Genomic DNA, 17,152 nt, shown 5'->3' with positions numbered 1-17,152 from the left:
GACAAATGGCAAATGACAAATGACAAACGACAAATGACAAATGACATTTTTAGCTTATGAGACTCCATGATGTTAAGCCGCAAAAAGGCTCAAAGAAACGCAAGAAGCGTGTAGCTAGAGGTATTTCTGCCGGTCAAGGTGCTAGTGCTGGTCTAGGTATGCGGGGTCAAAAATCTCGTTCTGGTAGCGGAACTCGACCAGGTTTTGAAGGTGGTCAACAGCCATTGTACCGCCGCCTACCCAAACTCAAGGGCTTTCCGATTGTGAATCGGAAGATTTACACTACGATTAATGTAGAAAAGCTAGCCTCCCTTCCCGCCAATACAGAAGTAACTTTGGCCTCCTTGCAAGCAGCAGGTATCATCACTGGTGGTAAAGGTCAATTGAAAATTTTGGGTAACGGGGAATTGAGCATTCCGCTGAAAGTACAAGCGGCAGCTTTCACAGGTACAGCTCGTAGCAAAATTGAAGCAGCTGGTGGTAGTTGTGAAGTCTTATGAGTGAGCCGGAACAGCGCACTTAAATGCAAGCCAACTCGCTGCCAGCGCCTGGTTCACTATAAAGGTAACACTCTATGATCAGTCGAGACAAAGCCCCAACGGCTCAAGAAACTTTTATGCAGATGGCACAAGCAGCCGGGCTGAGAGGTAGGCTGCTTGTCACTGTGGGTATTTTAATTTTGGTTCGTCTTGGTATCTTCTTGCCAGTACCAGGGATTGATAGAGGGCGGTTTCACGATGCCATATCGGGCAATAATTCCATATTCGGTTTATTGGATATATTTTCCGGGCGAGGACTTTCGACTTTGGGAGTCTTTGCTTTAGGAATTTTGCCCTTTATTAATGCGTCCATTATCATCCAATTGCTCACCGCTGCAATACCATCTTTAGAAAATTTACAGAAAAATGAAGGCGAAGCGGGGCGGCGGAAAATTTCCCAAATTACCCGCTATGTCACTGTAGGTTGGGCAATTATCCAAAGTACAGCTTTTTCAGCATTATTCCTCCAGCAATTTGCCTTAAAGCCAGGTCCATTCTTCGTAGCTGAAACCGCGATCGCCCTGACAGCGGGTTCGATGTTCGTCATGTGGGCATCAGAACTAATTACAGAACGAGGTATTGGCAATGGTGCATCATTGTTGATTTTTGTCAATATTGTCGCGTCATTACCAAAAGCTTTAGGCGATACCATCGATTTAGTGCAAGTAGGCGGTCGGGAAACAGTAGGCCGCGTGATCGTGCTAATCTTAGTTTTCCTGGCAACAATTGTTGGTATTGTTGTTGTGCAAGAAGGAATGCGTCGCATCCCAATTATTTCGGCTCGTCGCCAAGTAGGTCGGCGAGTTTTGGCAGAGCAACGTAGCTTTCTACCCTTGCGGCTAAATCAGGGCGGCGTTATGCCAATTATTTTTGCCGCTGCTATCCTCAGTTTGCCACTGTTAATTGCCAATTTCACCAAAAATGCCGAATTGGCCAATATAGTTAACACTTATCTCAGTCCCAGCGGTTCTAGTTCCTGGGTCTATGCTTTGGTTTACATGGTCTCGATCGTTTTCTTCAGCTATTTCTATTCTTCGTTGATTCTCAACCCAGTTGATGTAGCGCAAAACTTGAAGAAAATGGGTTCTAGTATTCCTGGTATTCGTCCTGGTAAGGCAACTAGCGAATATATCGAACGAGTGTCGAACCGACTGACTTTTTTGGGTGCGATATTTTTGGGCTTAGTTGCGATTATCCCAACCGGTGTAGAAAGTGCTTTAGGAGTACCCACTTTTAAGGGACTGGGTGCTACCTCTTTGTTAATTCTAGTTGGTGTGGCGATCGATACGGCAAGACAAATCCAAACTTACGTGATCTCTCAGCGTTATGAAGGAATGGTGAAACAATAGTGACGCGACTAATCTTCTTGGGACCGCCTGGAGCTGGTAAAGGAACACAAGCTAAAACACTAGCTGACCATTGGCATGTTCCCCATGTTTCTACGGGTGATATATTGCGCCAAGCATTAGAAAAGCAAACCCGTTTGGGCATTAAAGCTCAAAGTTATATGGATAAAGGGGAACTAGTGCCAGACATTCTAGTACAGGAAATGGTACAGGAACGACTGAATCAGCTAGATGCGAAGCTAGGTTGGATTCTCGACGGTTTTCCTCGAACTGTAAAACAAGCAGTTTTTCTTGAGGAATTACTAGAACAACTAGACCAGTCTGGTGAGAGAGTAATCAGTCTGGAAGTACCAGATGAGGTAGTAGTCGGGCGTTTGCTTGGACGGGGACGAAAAGATGATAACGAAGAAGTAATTCGTCGTCGTTTAGAAGTTTACCGCGCTGAAACTGAACCTCTAATTGATTATTACCGCGATCGCCAAAAACTCCTAACAGTCAATGGCAATCAGTCCCAAGAAGAAGTCACTGTTGAACTGCAAAAGGTCATTGCTTAAGATTAGCGGCATGAGGGAACAAGGAGATAAACAAAACTCCTAACTCTTAACTTCTAACTCAGCACGGGCTAAACGCCCCGCTATCGCTAACAGCACTGATAACGCCCAATGCCCCCTACCAATAAACAGATCAATTTTAGCTAAGATATATTAATAAACTATTGATATATTTCTTAAAATGTGTGTCTTTGCAGGTGAACCGCTGCAACTGAACACGAAATTGTTGAGTTGAGGAAAAAACAAATTGTCTAAGCAAGATTTGATTGAAATGGAAGGCACGGTTACAGAGTCCTTGCCCAATGCGATGTTTCGGGTTGACTTGGACAATGGATTTAACGTGCTAGCACACATTTCCGGTAAGATTCGCCGTAATTATATCAAGATTTTGCCTGGCGATCGCGTCAAGGTGGAGTTAACTCCCTACGACTTGACCAAAGGCAGAATTACCTATCGCTTGCGTAAAAAGTAAGTATATGTAGAGAATATTACCATAAACCCATCTTTTTGACTGTTTTTTAGTCATTTAACTGGATTAATTTCCCTAGAAATGCTATAATTTAATATTTGGAGTCAAAGTAAAAAAGGCATGAAAGTCAGAGCCTCAGTCAAGAAAATCTGTGAAAAATGTAATGTGATCAAACGCCGTGGTCGCGTTATGGTAATTTGCGTGAACCCCAAGCACAAGCAACGTCAAGGATAACACTCTTCCCAACAGAGTCCTACAGAGTCGGTTGCAACACGCATATGATTATTAAAACGAAAAGACGCGATTAATCACGTTTTTCTAACTACCAATAATTGCGAGAACAATAGGGAGAGTTCATTGTGGCACGGATTGCCGGAGTAGACCTTCCACGCGATAAGCGCGTCGAAATTGGTCTGACTTACATTTACGGAATTGGATTATCGCGGGCGCAAGAAATTATAGCGGCTACGGGTGTGAACCCAGACACCCGCGTTAAAGACTTAAGTGACGCCGATGTAACAGCCCTCAGAGGAGAGATAGAAACCAACTATCAAGTTGAAGGGGACTTGCGGCGCTTGGAGTCTATGAACATCAAGCGCTTAGTTGATATTGGCACTTACAGAGGGCGTCGTCATCGTATGGGCTTGCCCGTAAGAGGACAAAGAACTCGCACCAACGCCAGAACCCGTCGAGGCAGAAGGCAGACAGTGGCTGGGAAGAAGAAGGCACCAGGGAAATAATTTCACGATGCTTGCCAAACAGAGCAAGTTTTACCTTAAATCAACTAAACAAGTATGGCGAGACAACCAACTAAAAAATCCGGGAGCAAGAAGCAGAAGCGGAATGTCCCTAATGGGATGGCCTACATCCAGTCTACTTTCAACAATAGCATTGTCACCATTACCGATCAAAATGGAGATGTCATCTCCTGGGCTAGTGCGGGTTCTAGCGGTTTTAAGGGAGCAAAAAAGGGAACTCCCTTTGCAGCACAAACCGCTGCTGAAAGTGCAGCTCGTCGAGCGATCGATCAAGGAATGCGGCAAATTGAGGTAATGGTCAGTGGTCCAGGAGCGGGTAGAGAAACTGCTATTCGGGCACTCCAAGGAGCAGGACTAGAAATTACCCTGATTCGGGATATTACACCGATTCCTCATAATGGTTGCCGTCCCCCCAAGCGCCGTCGAGTTTAAATACCAAAACTTGGGCAGTGAGGACGAGCATTTACAGTCAAAGTAAAATCAAGTCACTTTCAATGAAGCTTAGACATCTAGTTGTCCAAACTTCATTTATTTAAGACTGATAAACTTTGGACACTTTGGACGATCGGGAGTGCCTCAGATTTTCTCTTATGGAAAGCTGTTAAACTTCCGGGAACCCAAAACACTATTAATCAATTTTAGATTTGAAATTTGCGATTTGAGATTTTTTCCGCCTACAAAAGGCTTGGTTTAAACCGAAAAAGTAGAATCAAAAATCAAAAATCGAAAATTGGCACTCAATTCGGGAGGCAATTGGTTTGTCTGCTAGCAGCACCTTAAAAAAAGGGAGGCTAATCGGTGGCGCAGTTTCAAATTGAATGTGTAGAGTCTAATACTGACGAAAGCCGCAACCATTACAGTAAATTTGTTCTGGAACCTCTAGAGCGCGGTCAAGGAACAACGGTTGGTAACGCGCTGCGGCGGGTTTTACTGTCGAATCTAGAGGGTACAGCAGTTACAGCGGTGCGGATTGCGGGCGTTTCACACGAGTTTGCTACAGTTCCGGGTGTGCGGGAAGACGTGCTGGAAATCCTCATGAAAATGAAGGAAGTTATCCTGAAAAACTATTCCTCGCAACCCCAAATCGGTAGATTACTTGTTAGCGGGCCAGCAACAATCACGGCGGCGCATTTTGATTTGCCTAGTGAAGTAGAAGTCATCGATCCGACCCAGTATGTAGCTACCATCGCCGAAGGTGGAAAGCTGGAAATGGAATTTCGGATCGAGAAAGGTAAAGGTTATCGCACCGTAGAGCGAGGACGTGAGGAAGCCACATCATTGGACTTTCTGCAAATCGACTCGATATTTATGCCAGTGCGAAAAGTCAACTATAGTGTTGAAGAATCTCGTGGGGAAGGCTTGATTCCAAAAGACCGACTACTGTTGGAAGTTTGGACGAATGGTAGTATTTCTCCCCAAGAAGCACTATCTTCCGCTGCTGGGATCTTGGTAGATTTATTCAACCCATTGAAAGATATCTCCCTAGAACCAACAGACACAGGTTCGGATATTCCAGACGATCCAACCGCCCAAATACCCATCGAAGAATTGCAACTTTCTGTTCGGGCATATAACTGTCTCAAACGCGCACAAGTTAACTCTGTGGCCGACTTGTTGGATTATACCCAAGAAGACCTCCTAGAGATTAAAAACTTTGGTCAAAAGTCGGCAGAAGAAGTTGTGGAAGCTTTACAGCGACGTTTGGGCATTACCTTGCCTCAGGAAAGAGGCTCTAAACACCCTTAAATCATATCAAGTCTGGTTGATTACTTATCATTTAGACAGACACTCTGATGGGGAGAGTTTTTTTTGGTAAGTGATTAGCGGACATGATTATCAAAACCGTTTGTAGTTCATAAGTGCCTAATTATGCGTCACCGTTGTCGCGTCAAACAACTTAGTAAACCAGCCGATCAACGCCGTGCTTTACTGCGATCGCTCGCCACCGAGGTGATCCGTCATGGTAAGATTACCACCACTTTAGTTCGCGCTAAAGTAGTGCGACGTGAAGTCGATAAAATGATTACCCTAGCTAAAAACGGCTCCTTGCCAGCACGCCGTGAAGCCTTGGGCTACATCTTCGATAAACAACTCGTTCACGCTTTATTTGAGCAAGCTCCCACTCGATATGGTAATCGTCAGGGCGGTTATACCCGTATCCTGCATACTGTACCTCGTCGGGGTGATAATGCCGAGATGGCAATACTGGAATTGGTTTAAGTCATTAGTCATTAGTCATTAAGTCATTGGTTATTCACAAATAACAAAGGACAAATGACAAAGGACAAAGGACAAAATCTCTATGTTAGAAAGCCACCAGCCTACACAAACTCATCGAGTAGCCTTGGTAATTCAATACCTGGGCACTCATTTTCACGGCTGGCAAAGGCAAAAAAACCAGCGGACAGTCCAAGAAGAGATCGAAATTGCGATCGCTACTATTCTTGGGCATCATGTGACATTACATGGTGCTGGGCGAACCGATTCTGGAGTTCATGCTGCTGCTCAAGTAGCCCATTTTGAAGCAACAGGTTTCATTCCGCCTCAGAAGTGGGCAACAATCCTCAACAGCTATCTGCCGCCAGATATATTAATCAGGGCTTCAGCTAGTGTAGATGACCGTTGGCACGCTCGCTTTAGTGCAGCCTATCGACGGTATCGCTACACAATATACACTGAAGATCGACTTAACTTGTTCGTGAGACCCTTCAGTTGGCATTATTATTATGCACCCCTGGATGAATCCTTAATTCAAGCTGCCTTGAAACCTCTCTTGGGAAAGCATCACTTAGCTGCTTTTCAACGAGCCGGATCAAAGCGATCGCATTCCTGGGTAGAGGTACAAGCAGTAGAGTGTCATCGCAGTGGGCCATTTATCCATATTGAAATACAGGCAGATGGATTTTTGTATGGCATGGTACGGCTATTGGTAGGGATGTTGGTACAAGTGGGTTCTGGGCAACGGACACTTTCTAACTTCACCGAACTTTGGAAAGAACAACGCCGCGAAGAAGTCAAACACTCCGCACCAGCCCAAGGTTTGTGCTTGTTGCGAGTTGGCTATCCGGATTTTCCCTTTCCGCCAGAGATTTGGTACGACACCCTGCCAAAATTGGTCATTAGTCATTAGTCATTGGTCATTAGTCATTGGTCATTAGTGAATAACAAATGACAAAGGACAAATAACAAATGACAACTGACAAATGACAAATAACAAATGACAAAGGACAAATAGCAAATGACAACAGTTAAAACATACCTTCCTTCTCAAGCATCCCTTGAGCATGAGTGGTACTTAGTAGATGCCACCGATAAACGTCTCGGACGCCTCGCTAGTGAAATCGCTCAAATCCTCAGAGGCAAGAATAAACCCGAATATACACCCCACATAGATACAGGTGATTTCGTAATTGTCATCAATGCTGAGAAAGTAGCAGTCACAGGCAAAAAGCGCACTCAAAAGCTTTACCGTCGCCATTCTGGGCGTCCTGGTGGGATGAAAACAGAAACCTTCGCTAAACTGCAACAGCGTTTACCAGAGCGGATTTTAGAACATGCTGTCAAAGGTATGCTACCTAAAAATAGTCTAGGTAAGCACTTGTTCACCAAGCTGAAAGTTTACGCTGGACCTACCCATCCTCACGATGCTCAAAAACCCAAAGAACTAAAAATTAGTACAATTCCTGGAGAAGAAATCTAATGGTAGTAGCAGAAGCCAATAGCGGTCGCGCCGTGTACTGGGGTACTGGTCGTCGCAAGTCCGCAGTCGCCAGAGTCCGTCTAGTACCAGGCAGCGGTCAACTGACTGTTAATGGTAAAGATGGAAACTTGTATTTCCAATTCAATGCCAATTATTTGGGAGTGATCAAAGCACCCCTAGAAACTCTGGGACTAGAAAACGAATATGACATTTTGGTGAAAGCAGAAGGCGGCGGCTTGACCGGACAGGCTGATTCTGTTCGCTTGGGAGTTGCTCGTGCTTTGTGCCAACTAGACCCCGACAACCGTCCACCTTTGAAAACCGAAGGTTACCTAACTCGCGATCCAAGAGCAAAAGAGCGGAAAAAATATGGTTTACATAAAGCTCGGAAAGCTCCTCAGTACTCTAAGCGGTAAGCGACTGGGTACTGGGTATTGGGGATTGGGCATTAAGAAAAGTCAGTTTTTTATCTCTTTCCCAGTCCCCAATCCCTAGTCCCCAGTCCCCAATGCCTAGCCCCAATTGAACGCTGAAAGTTATAATTAATATAGATTCACCACAAAAGGAACAATGGCTAAATCTGATATTCATCCCAAGTGGTATCCAGATGCTAAAGTTTACTGCAACGGTCAAGTTGTTATGACCATTGGCTCTACTAAGCCAGAATTGCATGTAGATGTTTGGTCTGGAAATCACCCTTTTTACACGGGCACTCAGAAGATTATTGACACTGAGGGTCGAGTAGAGCGCTTCCTGCGTAAGTATGGCATGAGCAGCACTCAAACATCTGGCGACGATCAAAACAAAAAGTAGCGGGTTGGCTCTGCTGTTAACGACGGCCCTGCATCAGCTGGGTCGATTTTCATTTATATGCTCGAGCCAATTTGTTATTTTTTAAGGAGCGATCGCACTCGTCATGGCTGAATCATACTTACTGGACAAACTAAAATCCGTTGAACAAACCTTTAATGAATTAACACGTCGTCTTGGCGACCCCGATACCGCTAGCAATCCTGATGAGTATCAAGAAATTGCTAAGTCTCGTTCTTCTTTGGAAGAAGTAGTTGATACCTACGAAATTTGGAAAACAGCCCAAGAAGACTTGATTGGAGCGCGTCAGGTTTACAAAGAATCTGCAAGTGACCCAGAGTTGCAAGAAATGGCATCACTGGAAGTAAAAGAACTTGAAGAAAAAATAGAACATTTAGAGTCTCGCTTGAAAGTCTTACTGCTACCACGCGACCCCAATGATGAAAAGAATATCATGTTGGAAATTCGCGCTGGTACTGGTGGCGATGAAGCAAGTATTTGGGCTGGCGATTTGATGCAGATGTACACCCGCTATGCCCAAACTCAAGGTTGGAAAGTTTCTCTAGTGAGCGAATCTCGTGGAGAAATGGGTGGCTGGAAAGAGGTCATTCTCGAAATTAAAGGTAATGACGTTTATAGCCAGTTAAAATTTGAGGCTGGAGTACATCGCGTGCAGCGGGTGCCTGCAACTGAATCTGGGGGACGGGTTCATACTTCTACAGCTACCGTGGCGATTATGCCAGAGGTGGATGATGTAGAAATTCACATTGACCCGAAAGATATTGAAATGACTACAGCTCGTTCTGGCGGTGCTGGCGGACAAAACGTCAACAAAGTGGAAACAGCCGTTGACTTAATGCACAAACCGACAGGAATACGTATTTTTTGTACAGAAGAACGCAGCCAGTTACAAAACAAAGAACGGGCGATGCAAATTCTGCGGGCGAAGTTGTATGACATCAAGTTAAGCGAACAACAAGCGGCTGTAACTTCTATGCGGCGATCGCAAGTTGGTACTGGATCGCGATCGGAAAAAATTCGTACCTATAATTATAAAGATAACCGGGCTACCGATCATCGGTTAGGTCAAAATTATTCTCTGACCCCGGTTTTGGAAGGTGATTTAGAGACCCTTATCCAATCTTGTATCTCTCTAGACCAGCAAGAACGTCTCGCGGAGTTAGCGACTGCTGCCGCTAACTAATTTTTGCTATTAAAATTACTGTAAAACCACTTGCTGTAATGTCTCTTTTAGCACAGTCAGGTGGTTTTCTAATGTCCCCTGGAGTGCATCTTCCATTTCACTGGGATAATGGTAATAAGCAAATTCGTATTTCATTACGTAATTTAGCTTTGCCCATTCTTTTAGCGTTTGGCAAGTATAAATTAACTTTTCTGCTTCTTCTTGCCAACGCGCAAAAATTCGGTAACTAAAAAAGCTGCTGCATATATTTCCTTTTGCATCCCAGTAGGAAATACACGCCTGATGCTTCAAACAGCAGATTTTTTTGATTTTCTTCACATCATAGCCTTTAACTCTTAAAGCTTCTTTGGTTTCAGCCTCGGAAATATTCCACTTTTCTGGTTTAATTTTATTAGTGGCTATCAGGTTTTTACCTTTGCGGCGATATTGATTAATTTTGCGTGGCTTGGGAAACATGATGCACCTTCGATATTATTTCTTCGCAGCAAAGTTGAGCTACTAGCCGAACTGCCGTAGCAAACTAAGTTTTTAGGGTTGATTCAAAGATAGATGGATTATTCTACTAGCTTGATGCCTGTAGTTGCCGATTTACAACCAGAGATATAGTTTAGTACTAAAATACAAGGCTGTCAATATAAAAGTAAACTTGTAATATTGAAAGTAAACTTGTAAATACAGTTGGCTAGCTATACAAGCAGTGAACATCGAAACCAAACAAAAACTGATTGAAATTATTAAACTAGCTCGCGGTTCAATGAGTCAGCGAGCATTTGGTAAGCTTTTGGGAGTATCTGCTACTGCTGTTCAGATGTGGGAAAAAGGTGTGAAGGTGCCAGATACAGAAAATTTGGCTCAAATTGCATCCAAAGCAGGCTACACAATGGAAGAGTTAATCAGCTGCATAGATGGTAAACCAATTCCAGAAACCTCAGATTTGAGTCTGATTCTGAGACAAATTCAGCATATGCCTTTAGGCCAAGTGGCTCAAATCGTCCAAGCTGCGGCAGATAGATTGGCTGCTGTGGCTGAAGCTTCTGGGGATGAAGCCAAGGCTAGTTGAATATCTGTGTTAAAATCGCTGACCAATACCTAGATGTATTTTGCTTTCTCCCTGGTCGTTAATGCCGTAGTCAGCGCGGATTAAACCCAAAGGTGAATCTACTCGCACTCCAGCCCCATAACCAAAACCATAACCTGGTTTATCTCGTACACCTGCGGGATTTCCCAATACGGTATCGCCAGAACCTAAATCGGAAGCGAAGTCAGCAAATAAGACACCGCCGACGATTGGTAAAACGGGAAAACGATATTCTGCGGAAGCTAAAACGTAACTGCGACCACTCCCAACATCTCCAGAATCGTAACCGCGCACTGAATTGGAACCACCCAAGTTAAAGGTTTCGTAGGGCGGTAAATTGCCAATAACTGTCCCAGCTTGGAGATTGACTGCAAATACTTGTGGTTGTTTGCTGTTAAATAACTGCACTGGTAAATATTGGCTGTAGTTGGCTTTCAGGCGATTGAGGGAAATATTACCTTCACCAAGGGGTATAGATTGTTCTGTACTCAGACTCAAAACAGAACCCTTAGTTGGATTGATGGAGTTATCTCGTTGGTCTTTGGTGGCGGTGAAGGATACAGTAGTTAGGTCGTCAATGCCAGTTCCACTAGCAGATAGGGGATTGCCTTGAGCATCGGTTGGGGTAATATTACCTTGGCGATCGCGGATGCTAGTTCGGGTATAGTTAAATCCTAAAGAGGTATTCCAGTCATCAATCGGTCGTTGGAAGCTGACACCACCGCCAATCTGACTTTCTCGCACTCGATCGCCATTAGCTAAATTAATTTTGTCATCAAAGGTTTCCGAAAGTTCCTGATTACGAAAAACGTTCGCAGTGTAGCCCAAGCGATCGGGGTTTGTTGTTCGATAGGGACTGATATATTTAGTATTAAACTGTAAATCTCGGCTACTGACGCCAACATTCACCGCTAAATTATCATTAATACCGCCAACATTTCGATCTTGATAGCTGATAGTGCCTATCAACCCCTGATCGGCATTGTAACTACCACCCAAGTTAACACCACGCGCCCCAGTTTCTTTCAGTTGATAGACTAAATCAAGTTTTGTCGCATCTCCTTCTAAGGCAACATTTACACTTTGAAATAAGCCAGTGGCATATAACTGTTGTATGTCTTGTTTGACGACATTTTCTTGGAAGATTTGACCAGGTTTAAGCTTGAGTTGCTGTTGCAGAAAATCTGGTTTAGTGCGTCCTACCACAGGGTTACCTTTACTATCAACGGTTTTACCTTCGTCATTGACAAAGCGAAACTTGATATCACTCACCAAACCTTCAGCAACATTCACAGTCAGAATGCCTTGAGGACTTGGCTTAAGTGATAGCACCCGTGCCAAGTTATAACCATTGTCAGCGTACCACTTGTTAATTTGTGCCACTGCTTGCTGGAGTCCAGTGGGACTAATGGTGTTTCCGATTTGAGATTGCAAACGTTCTTGGGCTATTTGGTAGGTGAGTACTTTTGCACCAGATAATTGTAGCGATCGCACAATCACCGGTTGCACTTGGTAAACTACATTTAATCCAGCAGGGGTACTGCGGCTATTTACACTGGCACTGCTAAATAAACCTGTATCTAAAATTGCTCCAATATCTCTTTGTAGCTGGCTTTGGCTGGTTTCTCCACCCGCCTGTGTTTTAATTACTTTGCGAATGATTTGCTGCAATTCTTGATTACTTCCCACTATCTGTACATCTGTAGCTGTGACTACTAAATCGTTGTTTGTAGTAGGGGATGAGGAGATGAGGGGGATTATTACTGAAGAATTCTTGTCTTTTTGTTTCAATGTTGCCTTGTCTACTGGTTTTAAGACTACTGCGGAGTTGTTGTTAAGAACTGTTAGCACTGGGGCGGGATTTGGGGAAAATTGTTGTGCAACTATAGTTTCTGGGGCAGCAATTGTTTCTATCTGCGTCGGAGTATCTTCAATTACTGGCACTACTAAATTATCAGTTTTTGTAGTTGGAGTAACGGCTTTAGCAGGTGCAGCCGTTGCTTGCTGAGTAACATTGGCAGCAGCCAAAGTAGCTAAAGTAAAAATTGCAGTAGCAGAAATTTTCATAATATATAATATTTCACCTAATTAACTATGAATTAGTTGCACAAAGTTTCAGGAATAGCAATAACACTAACTTCCAGCTTCGTTGCGGATTTCCTCATTCATACCTCTGTATACACAGACAGTTAATTATAATTTTTTGTTTCGCGCTAACACTATGAGAGGCTGAGATCCCCGGCTGATGCAAGAAATCAGGGGTCTTTTTGTTCGTAACTCATTTAGCATTCCTATACGTGAGATATTAGCAGTAGAGACAGTTGAATTTTGAGGCTGATTGATAAAAGATTTAATAGAGATAAAAAATTATGATTTAGGAGGAAGAATTGAGCATTAAGAATTTAGCATTAATTCTCTACAATTAGATAATAAGTATGGTTCTTCAGTACTTGGGATGCTAAATCTACGTTCTAAAAAACTCGAAACCCATGCCAGACAAAAAATATCAGTTTTTAACTAACTCAATTTAAAGAGCCTTTATACGGTTTAGAGGCTTAAAGCCTAATGGATTAGTAGATTTTGAGTTTTAATTAATATGGCATAACACATACTGAATAACCATAAGTATTGGTTTAAAAGATAAGGGACTGACAAATAAAAAAACATCCAATTTTTCTTGTGGGGTGCCAAGGGCGGGCGAGACGCCCACCCCACAAGATTGGATAATTTATTTCTTGGTAATCCCTAAATGAATACAGTTTTAATCCAATACAGTTCAGTTAAGCATTTCTTTCTTCGTGTCCTTTGCGTCCTTTGTGGTTCGTTAAAAAAATAACTTTGATAAAAAGTTTTAACCTTAACTGAACCGTACTGAGTTTTAATCAAAACAGTCTGGTTCTGAGGGGGTAGCATAATTTCTACAGAAAAACCCTGTTAAATACAGGGTTAGTACTCAATACTTTTCGGTTAAGGGGGAAAGGGAAAGGGTTTGAATTTCCCTTTCCCCATTACCCTTTAACCTTTCCCCAGACCAAAAGAGAGATTATTGGGTTTAACCGAAAAGTATTGGGTTAGTACTAAGATATTAGCTATTTAAAAAACTTCGGTAATTTACTGATTTGCCAAGAAATTAGGTGTACCATTGCCACCAAACTTACCAACAGCGGGAATTTCTAGGAAGTTATCTGTAGCTTTACCCGTACCATCGTCGGTCACAGAGGAGTTAGAGTTAACCGGATGACCATTGGGAACAAACAATTGTGGGTGGTCAAAGGGAGCTTTTTCATAGCGAACTCGCTCATCAGTGAGGGCTTGGAGAAATGTCACTAAATTTGCTTTCTCCTCTTCCGTTAGATTTAATGGGGCGAGGGCGCTTTGCTGGCGAAAGTCTCCGCCACGATTGTAAAAGTCCACAACTTGTTGCAAAGTCAAGTAGCCACCATTGTGGAAGTAAGGGGCTGTAAGTTCAATGTTGCGTAGTCCTGGTGTCTTGAAACTACCGTCCGCAATTAACAAGTCATTGGAAGTAACAGTAGTATTCGCATCAGAACCAAGCAATTGCCTAAAAGTACCTAACAGAGATAATCGTGATTCTGACAGTGGATTACCAAAGGGGTCATTACCACCGACAGCAAGGTCTTCGAGAGTGGGTCTGACACCAATATTGAAGAAGCCATTGTCAAAAATAATTCTGGGAAAGTTCGGGACGGTAAGTATCCCGATACGTTGTTCCTGTACAGCACTAACTGAAGCTCTCGTGAGTTCTGCTCCATTATGACAAGTAGTACATGCAGCTTTCCCTTCAAATAATTCTTTTCCTAGTTTCTGTTGGTCACTGAGAGCATCGGCCTTTCCATCTAAAAAGCGATCCAGAGGTGTATCGCTAGCAATGAGTGTAGACTCGTACATCTGCACCGCGAGTCCAAAGAACAGCGGGAAGTTGTACTCCATGAGTGTGTACTCATTGGTTTGTACAGAACGGTCTGGCTTTTTGACGAAAGTTCTGCTACCGTCGGGATTCACTTGGATAATGCGATTGGATGCCCACCATTCAGGTTTAAATGCTTGGGCAATTAGTTGTTGATAGGTTAAAGTATGCAGTCCCGTTTGGGGTGACCTACTATCTGTGCCTAATACACTATCTTGGGGATCTACTATCTGTTTACCTAGTGGTCTAAGGGGAAGTAACTTTTTCCCCATTTTTCTGGGTAGTTTCTTACCCTTGCTAACACTGTGAGTTTTTGGATCGACTGCCCCGAACTTATCACCAATTTCTGCAAAGGTGCGACCATCAGCAGACATCTCAAAAGAACTGATTGGTGGACCAACAGCCTGAGAAGCTAAAGACGCATGGTTGATACTAACTTTCACAGATTCCAGATAGCTAGGAGTAGTTGCTTTAACAACATAAGCATTCGGGTCTCTCAACCCAAATTCATTCACTCCATTGAAGATTTCCTGCGCTCTACCGTCCCAGAAGTTACGGAAGTTAAATACGGAGTTGATTACAGTTGGTGTGTTACGTGGTTCAACACGGCGCACATTTTTACCGCCAACGTTAAATACTGGATCTGGCAAATACTTTACTTGGTCTACGGCATTACCGGGCGTAACATCCACAAACTCGCTATTGAAGACACCTTGGGAAGAAACAACATCATTACGATCGGAGATAACGGTCGTGGGGTCATTCGGGTTTGATAGCTGGTGAAAGGGAAAATTTTGCCGATTAAGTTGATAGTTGGGTGCGCCTCCAACATCAAAAACTGTATCTGGATTTGCTGTTTTATCGGCGTTAACTCGCAATAGTCCAGGAGAAATCTGATTTTTGGATCTATTGTCAGCACCAGCATGGAAGTGACAACTTGCACAAGCGGTCACGCCGTCGCTACCGATCTGCATATCCCAAAACAGGGCTTTTCCTAACTTGATTGCGGCAGCTTTGTTCTTCACGAAGTCTGTCAGATTGTCAGGTTCTTGAACTTTGACTGTTTTCAGGGGAGCTAGAGGTCGTGCAACTTGCGCTGATACAGTGTTTCCAGCGATGATGGCGATCGCTATTATCGCCCCAATTATCATCGCTTTGTGAAACCTCGATACCAGTGGTTTAGATAGCAGAGAATCAATTCTCTGTTTTTTTCGCCATCTACTCTTGGAAGTGAGTAGAAAATAGATAGGTAAACTAGTAACTATTATTACTAGAACGATCAAAGGTATAATTCCCATGTTTTTTTTAATAAAAAACACTAAATTTATTCAACTAATACGACAGTTTATTAGCCTGATAATCAATTTATAGTATTTGAGGAATTTTTCCAAGTTAAAAAGATTACATGAATCAACTTGATTGATATATTATTTACGACATAAGTCTCTAAAAATACTTCTGTCCTAAGGTCGTTTTATATAGAACTTCGATGTGGTTTCTCAATGTACTTATAAAAGTAGGAGTGGCGTCATTCATGAGAAATTAAGGTAATCGCACATTTGTCAAGAGCGTGCAAGAAAAAGGACTTTCTCCAGCTTCGAGACTAGCTCTCACGGCGCTTTGATCGCTCCTAAATCTTAATTTTCTTTGGCAGCAAAATAGTCAAACTCAATGGGATCATCCGCTTTCCCTCGATCGTAAGCAACACCAAAATGTTACAAAAATATTTCTATTTTTTCAGAGAAAATTATGGTGAGAAAGGGGTTACCGACGGTAACCCCTTTCTCACCATAATGATTATTCTTCCCTATGATTACTGAGAAATCTTCTAGCCGGCCGAACCTCCGGTTGAAGCAAGGCTAGGACTTTGCTGTTTCAGCAGTTCCACGATCTTTTCCGCAACACCCTTGGCTGAGGCTGGGTTTTGTCCAGTGACTAAGCGATCGCTCACCACACTTTTCGCCTGAAAGTTCGGTGCTTTGTCTACTTTTGCACCCCGCTCAATCAACTTCGCTTCTAACAGAAAGGGCACAATGTCGGTCAAGCCCGCTGCTGCTTCTTCTTCGTTAGTGAAGACAGACACTGTTTTTCCCGCTACTAAATAATCATTGTTTGAAAGTCGGATATCGACCAACCCAGCCGGGCCATGACACACTGCGGCAACTACACCACCTCGTTCGTAGATGCTGGCTGCAATGCTAGCCAACTCCTTATTGTCGGCAAAATCCCACATGGTGCCATGTCCACCCGCATAGAAAATTGCATCATATGCCGATGGATCGACCTGACTTGGCTGCAAAGTATTCTCCACCTGCGCCATCTTCTCAGGGTTGTTGAGAAACTCAGCGTTCACTGGATCATTGAGATCGATTCCAATCATCGGTGCTTTCCCACCTTTAGGACTAACGTAGTCAACAGTCAAGCCAGCACTATCAAAGACGGCAACTGGGTGGCTCACTTCTGGCAAGTAGTATCCAGTTTCTTTGCCTGTGTTCCCTAAGGTGTTGTGGCTCGTTAAAACAACTAGAACTTTCTGAGACATAAAGTTACTTCCCATTATTCAATCAAAGATTGGTAAGCTGATGCGCGTCTAAAGTATATAAACACTCTTGATGGTGGTTGACTGTTGACAGGTTTTCAGTCATTAGTCATCAGTCATCAGTCATCAGGTAAATGTACAAATTAAATGCGTAACAGCTTATGAGACAAACCCTCAAAGAGTTTGTGTTAACTGATATAGAACTCCTACTTGATTTTTGAAAAACTAAA

At 43.2% G+C, this 17,152-nt stretch carries 19 protein-coding genes; 15 read left to right on the top strand and 4 right to left on the bottom strand.

Going from position 1 to position 17,152, the window contains the following annotated elements; genetic code table 11:
- Positions 1 to 56: 56 nt before the first annotated feature.
- From rplO to prfA, 14 genes are all read left to right on the top strand, one after another.
- Positions 57 to 500: a 50S ribosomal protein L15 gene (gene rplO, locus ACFG4S_RS32645; RefSeq protein WP_392532990.1), complete on the top strand. Its 444-nt coding sequence runs from the start codon at positions 57 to 59 to the stop codon at positions 498 to 500.
- A 74-nt stretch (positions 501 to 574) separates the two neighbouring features.
- Positions 575 to 1,888 (top strand): preprotein translocase subunit SecY, encoded by a 1,314-nt coding sequence (gene secY, locus ACFG4S_RS32640; protein ID WP_392532989.1) that lies wholly within the window; start codon positions 575 to 577, stop codon positions 1,886 to 1,888.
- A complete protein-coding gene (locus tag ACFG4S_RS32635) occupies positions 1,888 to 2,439 on the top strand; it encodes an adenylate kinase (protein WP_392532988.1) in 552 nt (183 codons plus the stop codon). The genes secY and ACFG4S_RS32635 overlap by 1 nt, the downstream gene beginning before the upstream one ends.
- Positions 2,440 to 2,683: 244 nt before the next feature.
- The gene (infA, locus tag ACFG4S_RS32630; RefSeq protein ID WP_006276978.1) at positions 2,684 to 2,908 is read left to right on the top strand and encodes a translation initiation factor IF-1; all 225 of its coding nucleotides are present in this window, start codon (positions 2,684 to 2,686) and stop codon (positions 2,906 to 2,908) included.
- Positions 2,909 to 3,025: 117 nt separating this feature from the next.
- Positions 3,026 to 3,139, top strand: a complete 114-nt coding sequence (gene rpmJ / locus ACFG4S_RS32625; RefSeq protein WP_015129703.1) for a 50S ribosomal protein L36 — start codon at positions 3,026 to 3,028, stop codon at positions 3,137 to 3,139.
- Between the two features lie 125 nt (positions 3,140 to 3,264).
- A complete protein-coding gene (gene rpsM / locus ACFG4S_RS32620) occupies positions 3,265 to 3,645 on the top strand; it encodes a 30S ribosomal protein S13 (protein ID WP_392532987.1) in 381 nt (126 codons plus the stop codon).
- Positions 3,646 to 3,699: 54 nt separating this feature from the next.
- Positions 3,700 to 4,095: a 30S ribosomal protein S11 gene (gene rpsK / locus ACFG4S_RS32615; protein ID WP_010998331.1), complete on the top strand. Its 396-nt coding sequence runs from the start codon at positions 3,700 to 3,702 to the stop codon at positions 4,093 to 4,095.
- Positions 4,096 to 4,461: 366 nt separating this feature from the next.
- Complete coding sequence (locus ACFG4S_RS32610; protein ID WP_392532986.1) at positions 4,462 to 5,409, top strand: DNA-directed RNA polymerase subunit alpha; 948 nt, start codon at positions 4,462 to 4,464, stop codon at positions 5,407 to 5,409.
- Positions 5,410 to 5,532: 123 nt separating this feature from the next.
- Complete coding sequence (gene rplQ, locus ACFG4S_RS32605) at positions 5,533 to 5,883, top strand: 50S ribosomal protein L17 (RefSeq protein WP_392532985.1); 351 nt, start codon at positions 5,533 to 5,535, stop codon at positions 5,881 to 5,883.
- A gap of 82 nt (positions 5,884 to 5,965) precedes the next feature.
- The gene (truA, locus tag ACFG4S_RS32600) at positions 5,966 to 6,793 is read left to right on the top strand and encodes a tRNA pseudouridine(38-40) synthase TruA (RefSeq protein WP_392532984.1); all 828 of its coding nucleotides are present in this window, start codon (positions 5,966 to 5,968) and stop codon (positions 6,791 to 6,793) included.
- Positions 6,794 to 6,901: 108 nt separating this feature from the next.
- Complete coding sequence (rplM, locus tag ACFG4S_RS32595; RefSeq protein WP_392532983.1) at positions 6,902 to 7,363, top strand: 50S ribosomal protein L13; 462 nt, start codon at positions 6,902 to 6,904, stop codon at positions 7,361 to 7,363.
- Positions 7,363 to 7,779, top strand: coding sequence for a 30S ribosomal protein S9 (gene rpsI / locus ACFG4S_RS32590; protein ID WP_392532982.1), 417 nt, complete (start codon positions 7,363 to 7,365; stop codon positions 7,777 to 7,779). The genes rplM and rpsI overlap by 1 nt, the downstream gene beginning before the upstream one ends.
- A gap of 154 nt (positions 7,780 to 7,933) precedes the next feature.
- Entirely contained in the window at positions 7,934 to 8,176 is a 243-nt protein-coding gene (gene rpmE, locus ACFG4S_RS32585) for a 50S ribosomal protein L31 (protein ID WP_292759704.1), read from the top strand.
- A gap of 103 nt (positions 8,177 to 8,279) precedes the next feature.
- Positions 8,280 to 9,377, top strand: a complete 1,098-nt coding sequence (gene prfA / locus ACFG4S_RS32580; RefSeq protein WP_392532981.1) for a peptide chain release factor 1 — start codon at positions 8,280 to 8,282, stop codon at positions 9,375 to 9,377.
- Positions 9,378 to 9,392: 15 nt separating this feature from the next.
- Here the strand turns inward: prfA and ACFG4S_RS32575 are convergent, their stop codons facing one another.
- Positions 9,393 to 9,833 (bottom strand): hypothetical protein, encoded by a 441-nt coding sequence (locus ACFG4S_RS32575; RefSeq protein ID WP_392532980.1) that lies wholly within the window; start codon positions 9,831 to 9,833, stop codon positions 9,393 to 9,395.
- A 241-nt stretch (positions 9,834 to 10,074) separates the two neighbouring features.
- On the opposite strand from ACFG4S_RS32575, the gene ACFG4S_RS32570 reads away from it, so the two are divergent.
- Positions 10,075 to 10,437, top strand: a complete 363-nt coding sequence (locus tag ACFG4S_RS32570; protein ID WP_392532979.1) for a helix-turn-helix domain-containing protein — start codon at positions 10,075 to 10,077, stop codon at positions 10,435 to 10,437.
- A 9-nt stretch (positions 10,438 to 10,446) separates the two neighbouring features.
- On the opposite strand, the gene ACFG4S_RS32565 is transcribed toward ACFG4S_RS32570, so the two are convergent.
- The 3 genes from ACFG4S_RS32565 to ACFG4S_RS32555 form a co-directional block, all read right to left on the bottom strand.
- Positions 10,447 to 12,522 (bottom strand): BamA/TamA family outer membrane protein, encoded by a 2,076-nt coding sequence (locus ACFG4S_RS32565; RefSeq protein ID WP_392532978.1) that lies wholly within the window; start codon positions 12,520 to 12,522, stop codon positions 10,447 to 10,449.
- A 1,044-nt stretch (positions 12,523 to 13,566) separates the two neighbouring features.
- The gene (locus tag ACFG4S_RS32560; protein WP_392532977.1) at positions 13,567 to 15,681 is read right to left on the bottom strand and encodes a cytochrome-c peroxidase; all 2,115 of its coding nucleotides are present in this window, start codon (positions 15,679 to 15,681) and stop codon (positions 13,567 to 13,569) included.
- 530 nt (positions 15,682 to 16,211) lie between these two features.
- Entirely contained in the window at positions 16,212 to 16,925 is a 714-nt protein-coding gene (locus tag ACFG4S_RS32555; protein WP_392532976.1) for a type 1 glutamine amidotransferase domain-containing protein, read from the bottom strand.
- Between the last annotated feature and the right edge of the window lie 227 nt (positions 16,926 to 17,152).

It is taken from the genome of Nostoc sp. C117, from assembly GCF_043099735.1.
Taxonomy (GTDB): domain Bacteria; phylum Cyanobacteriota; class Cyanobacteriia; order Cyanobacteriales; family Nostocaceae; genus Nostoc.
This window is presented reverse-complemented; position numbering and strand designations above follow the sequence as displayed.

Excerpts from the sequence above, each read along its gene's own strand:
- ACFG4S_RS32560 (WP_392532977.1), bottom strand. The coding sequence starts at position 15,681 with ATGGGAATTATACCTTTGATCGTTCTAGTAATAATAGTTACTAGTTTA.
- prfA (WP_392532981.1), top strand. The coding sequence starts at position 8,280 with ATGGCTGAATCATACTTACTGGACAAACTAAAATCCGTTGAACAAACC.
- rpmE (WP_292759704.1), top strand. The coding sequence starts at position 7,934 with ATGGCTAAATCTGATATTCATCCCAAGTGGTATCCAGATGCTAAAGTT.
- truA (WP_392532984.1), top strand. The coding sequence starts at position 5,966 with ATGTTAGAAAGCCACCAGCCTACACAAACTCATCGAGTAGCCTTGGTA.
- ACFG4S_RS32555 (WP_392532976.1), bottom strand. The coding sequence starts at position 16,925 with ATGTCTCAGAAAGTTCTAGTTGTTTTAACGAGCCACAACACCTTAGGG.
- rpsI (WP_392532982.1), top strand. The coding sequence starts at position 7,363 with ATGGTAGTAGCAGAAGCCAATAGCGGTCGCGCCGTGTACTGGGGTACT.
- secY (WP_392532989.1), top strand. The coding sequence starts at position 575 with ATGATCAGTCGAGACAAAGCCCCAACGGCTCAAGAAACTTTTATGCAG.
- ACFG4S_RS32565 (WP_392532978.1), bottom strand. The coding sequence starts at position 12,522 with ATGAAAATTTCTGCTACTGCAATTTTTACTTTAGCTACTTTGGCTGCT.
- rpsK (WP_010998331.1), top strand. The coding sequence starts at position 3,700 with ATGGCGAGACAACCAACTAAAAAATCCGGGAGCAAGAAGCAGAAGCGG.
- rplO (WP_392532990.1), top strand. The coding sequence starts at position 57 with ATGAGACTCCATGATGTTAAGCCGCAAAAAGGCTCAAAGAAACGCAAG.
- rplM (WP_392532983.1), top strand. The coding sequence starts at position 6,902 with ATGACAACAGTTAAAACATACCTTCCTTCTCAAGCATCCCTTGAGCAT.
- rpmJ (WP_015129703.1), top strand. The coding sequence starts at position 3,026 with ATGAAAGTCAGAGCCTCAGTCAAGAAAATCTGTGAAAAATGTAATGTG.
- rplQ (WP_392532985.1), top strand. The coding sequence starts at position 5,533 with ATGCGTCACCGTTGTCGCGTCAAACAACTTAGTAAACCAGCCGATCAA.
- ACFG4S_RS32575 (WP_392532980.1), bottom strand. The coding sequence starts at position 9,833 with ATGTTTCCCAAGCCACGCAAAATTAATCAATATCGCCGCAAAGGTAAA.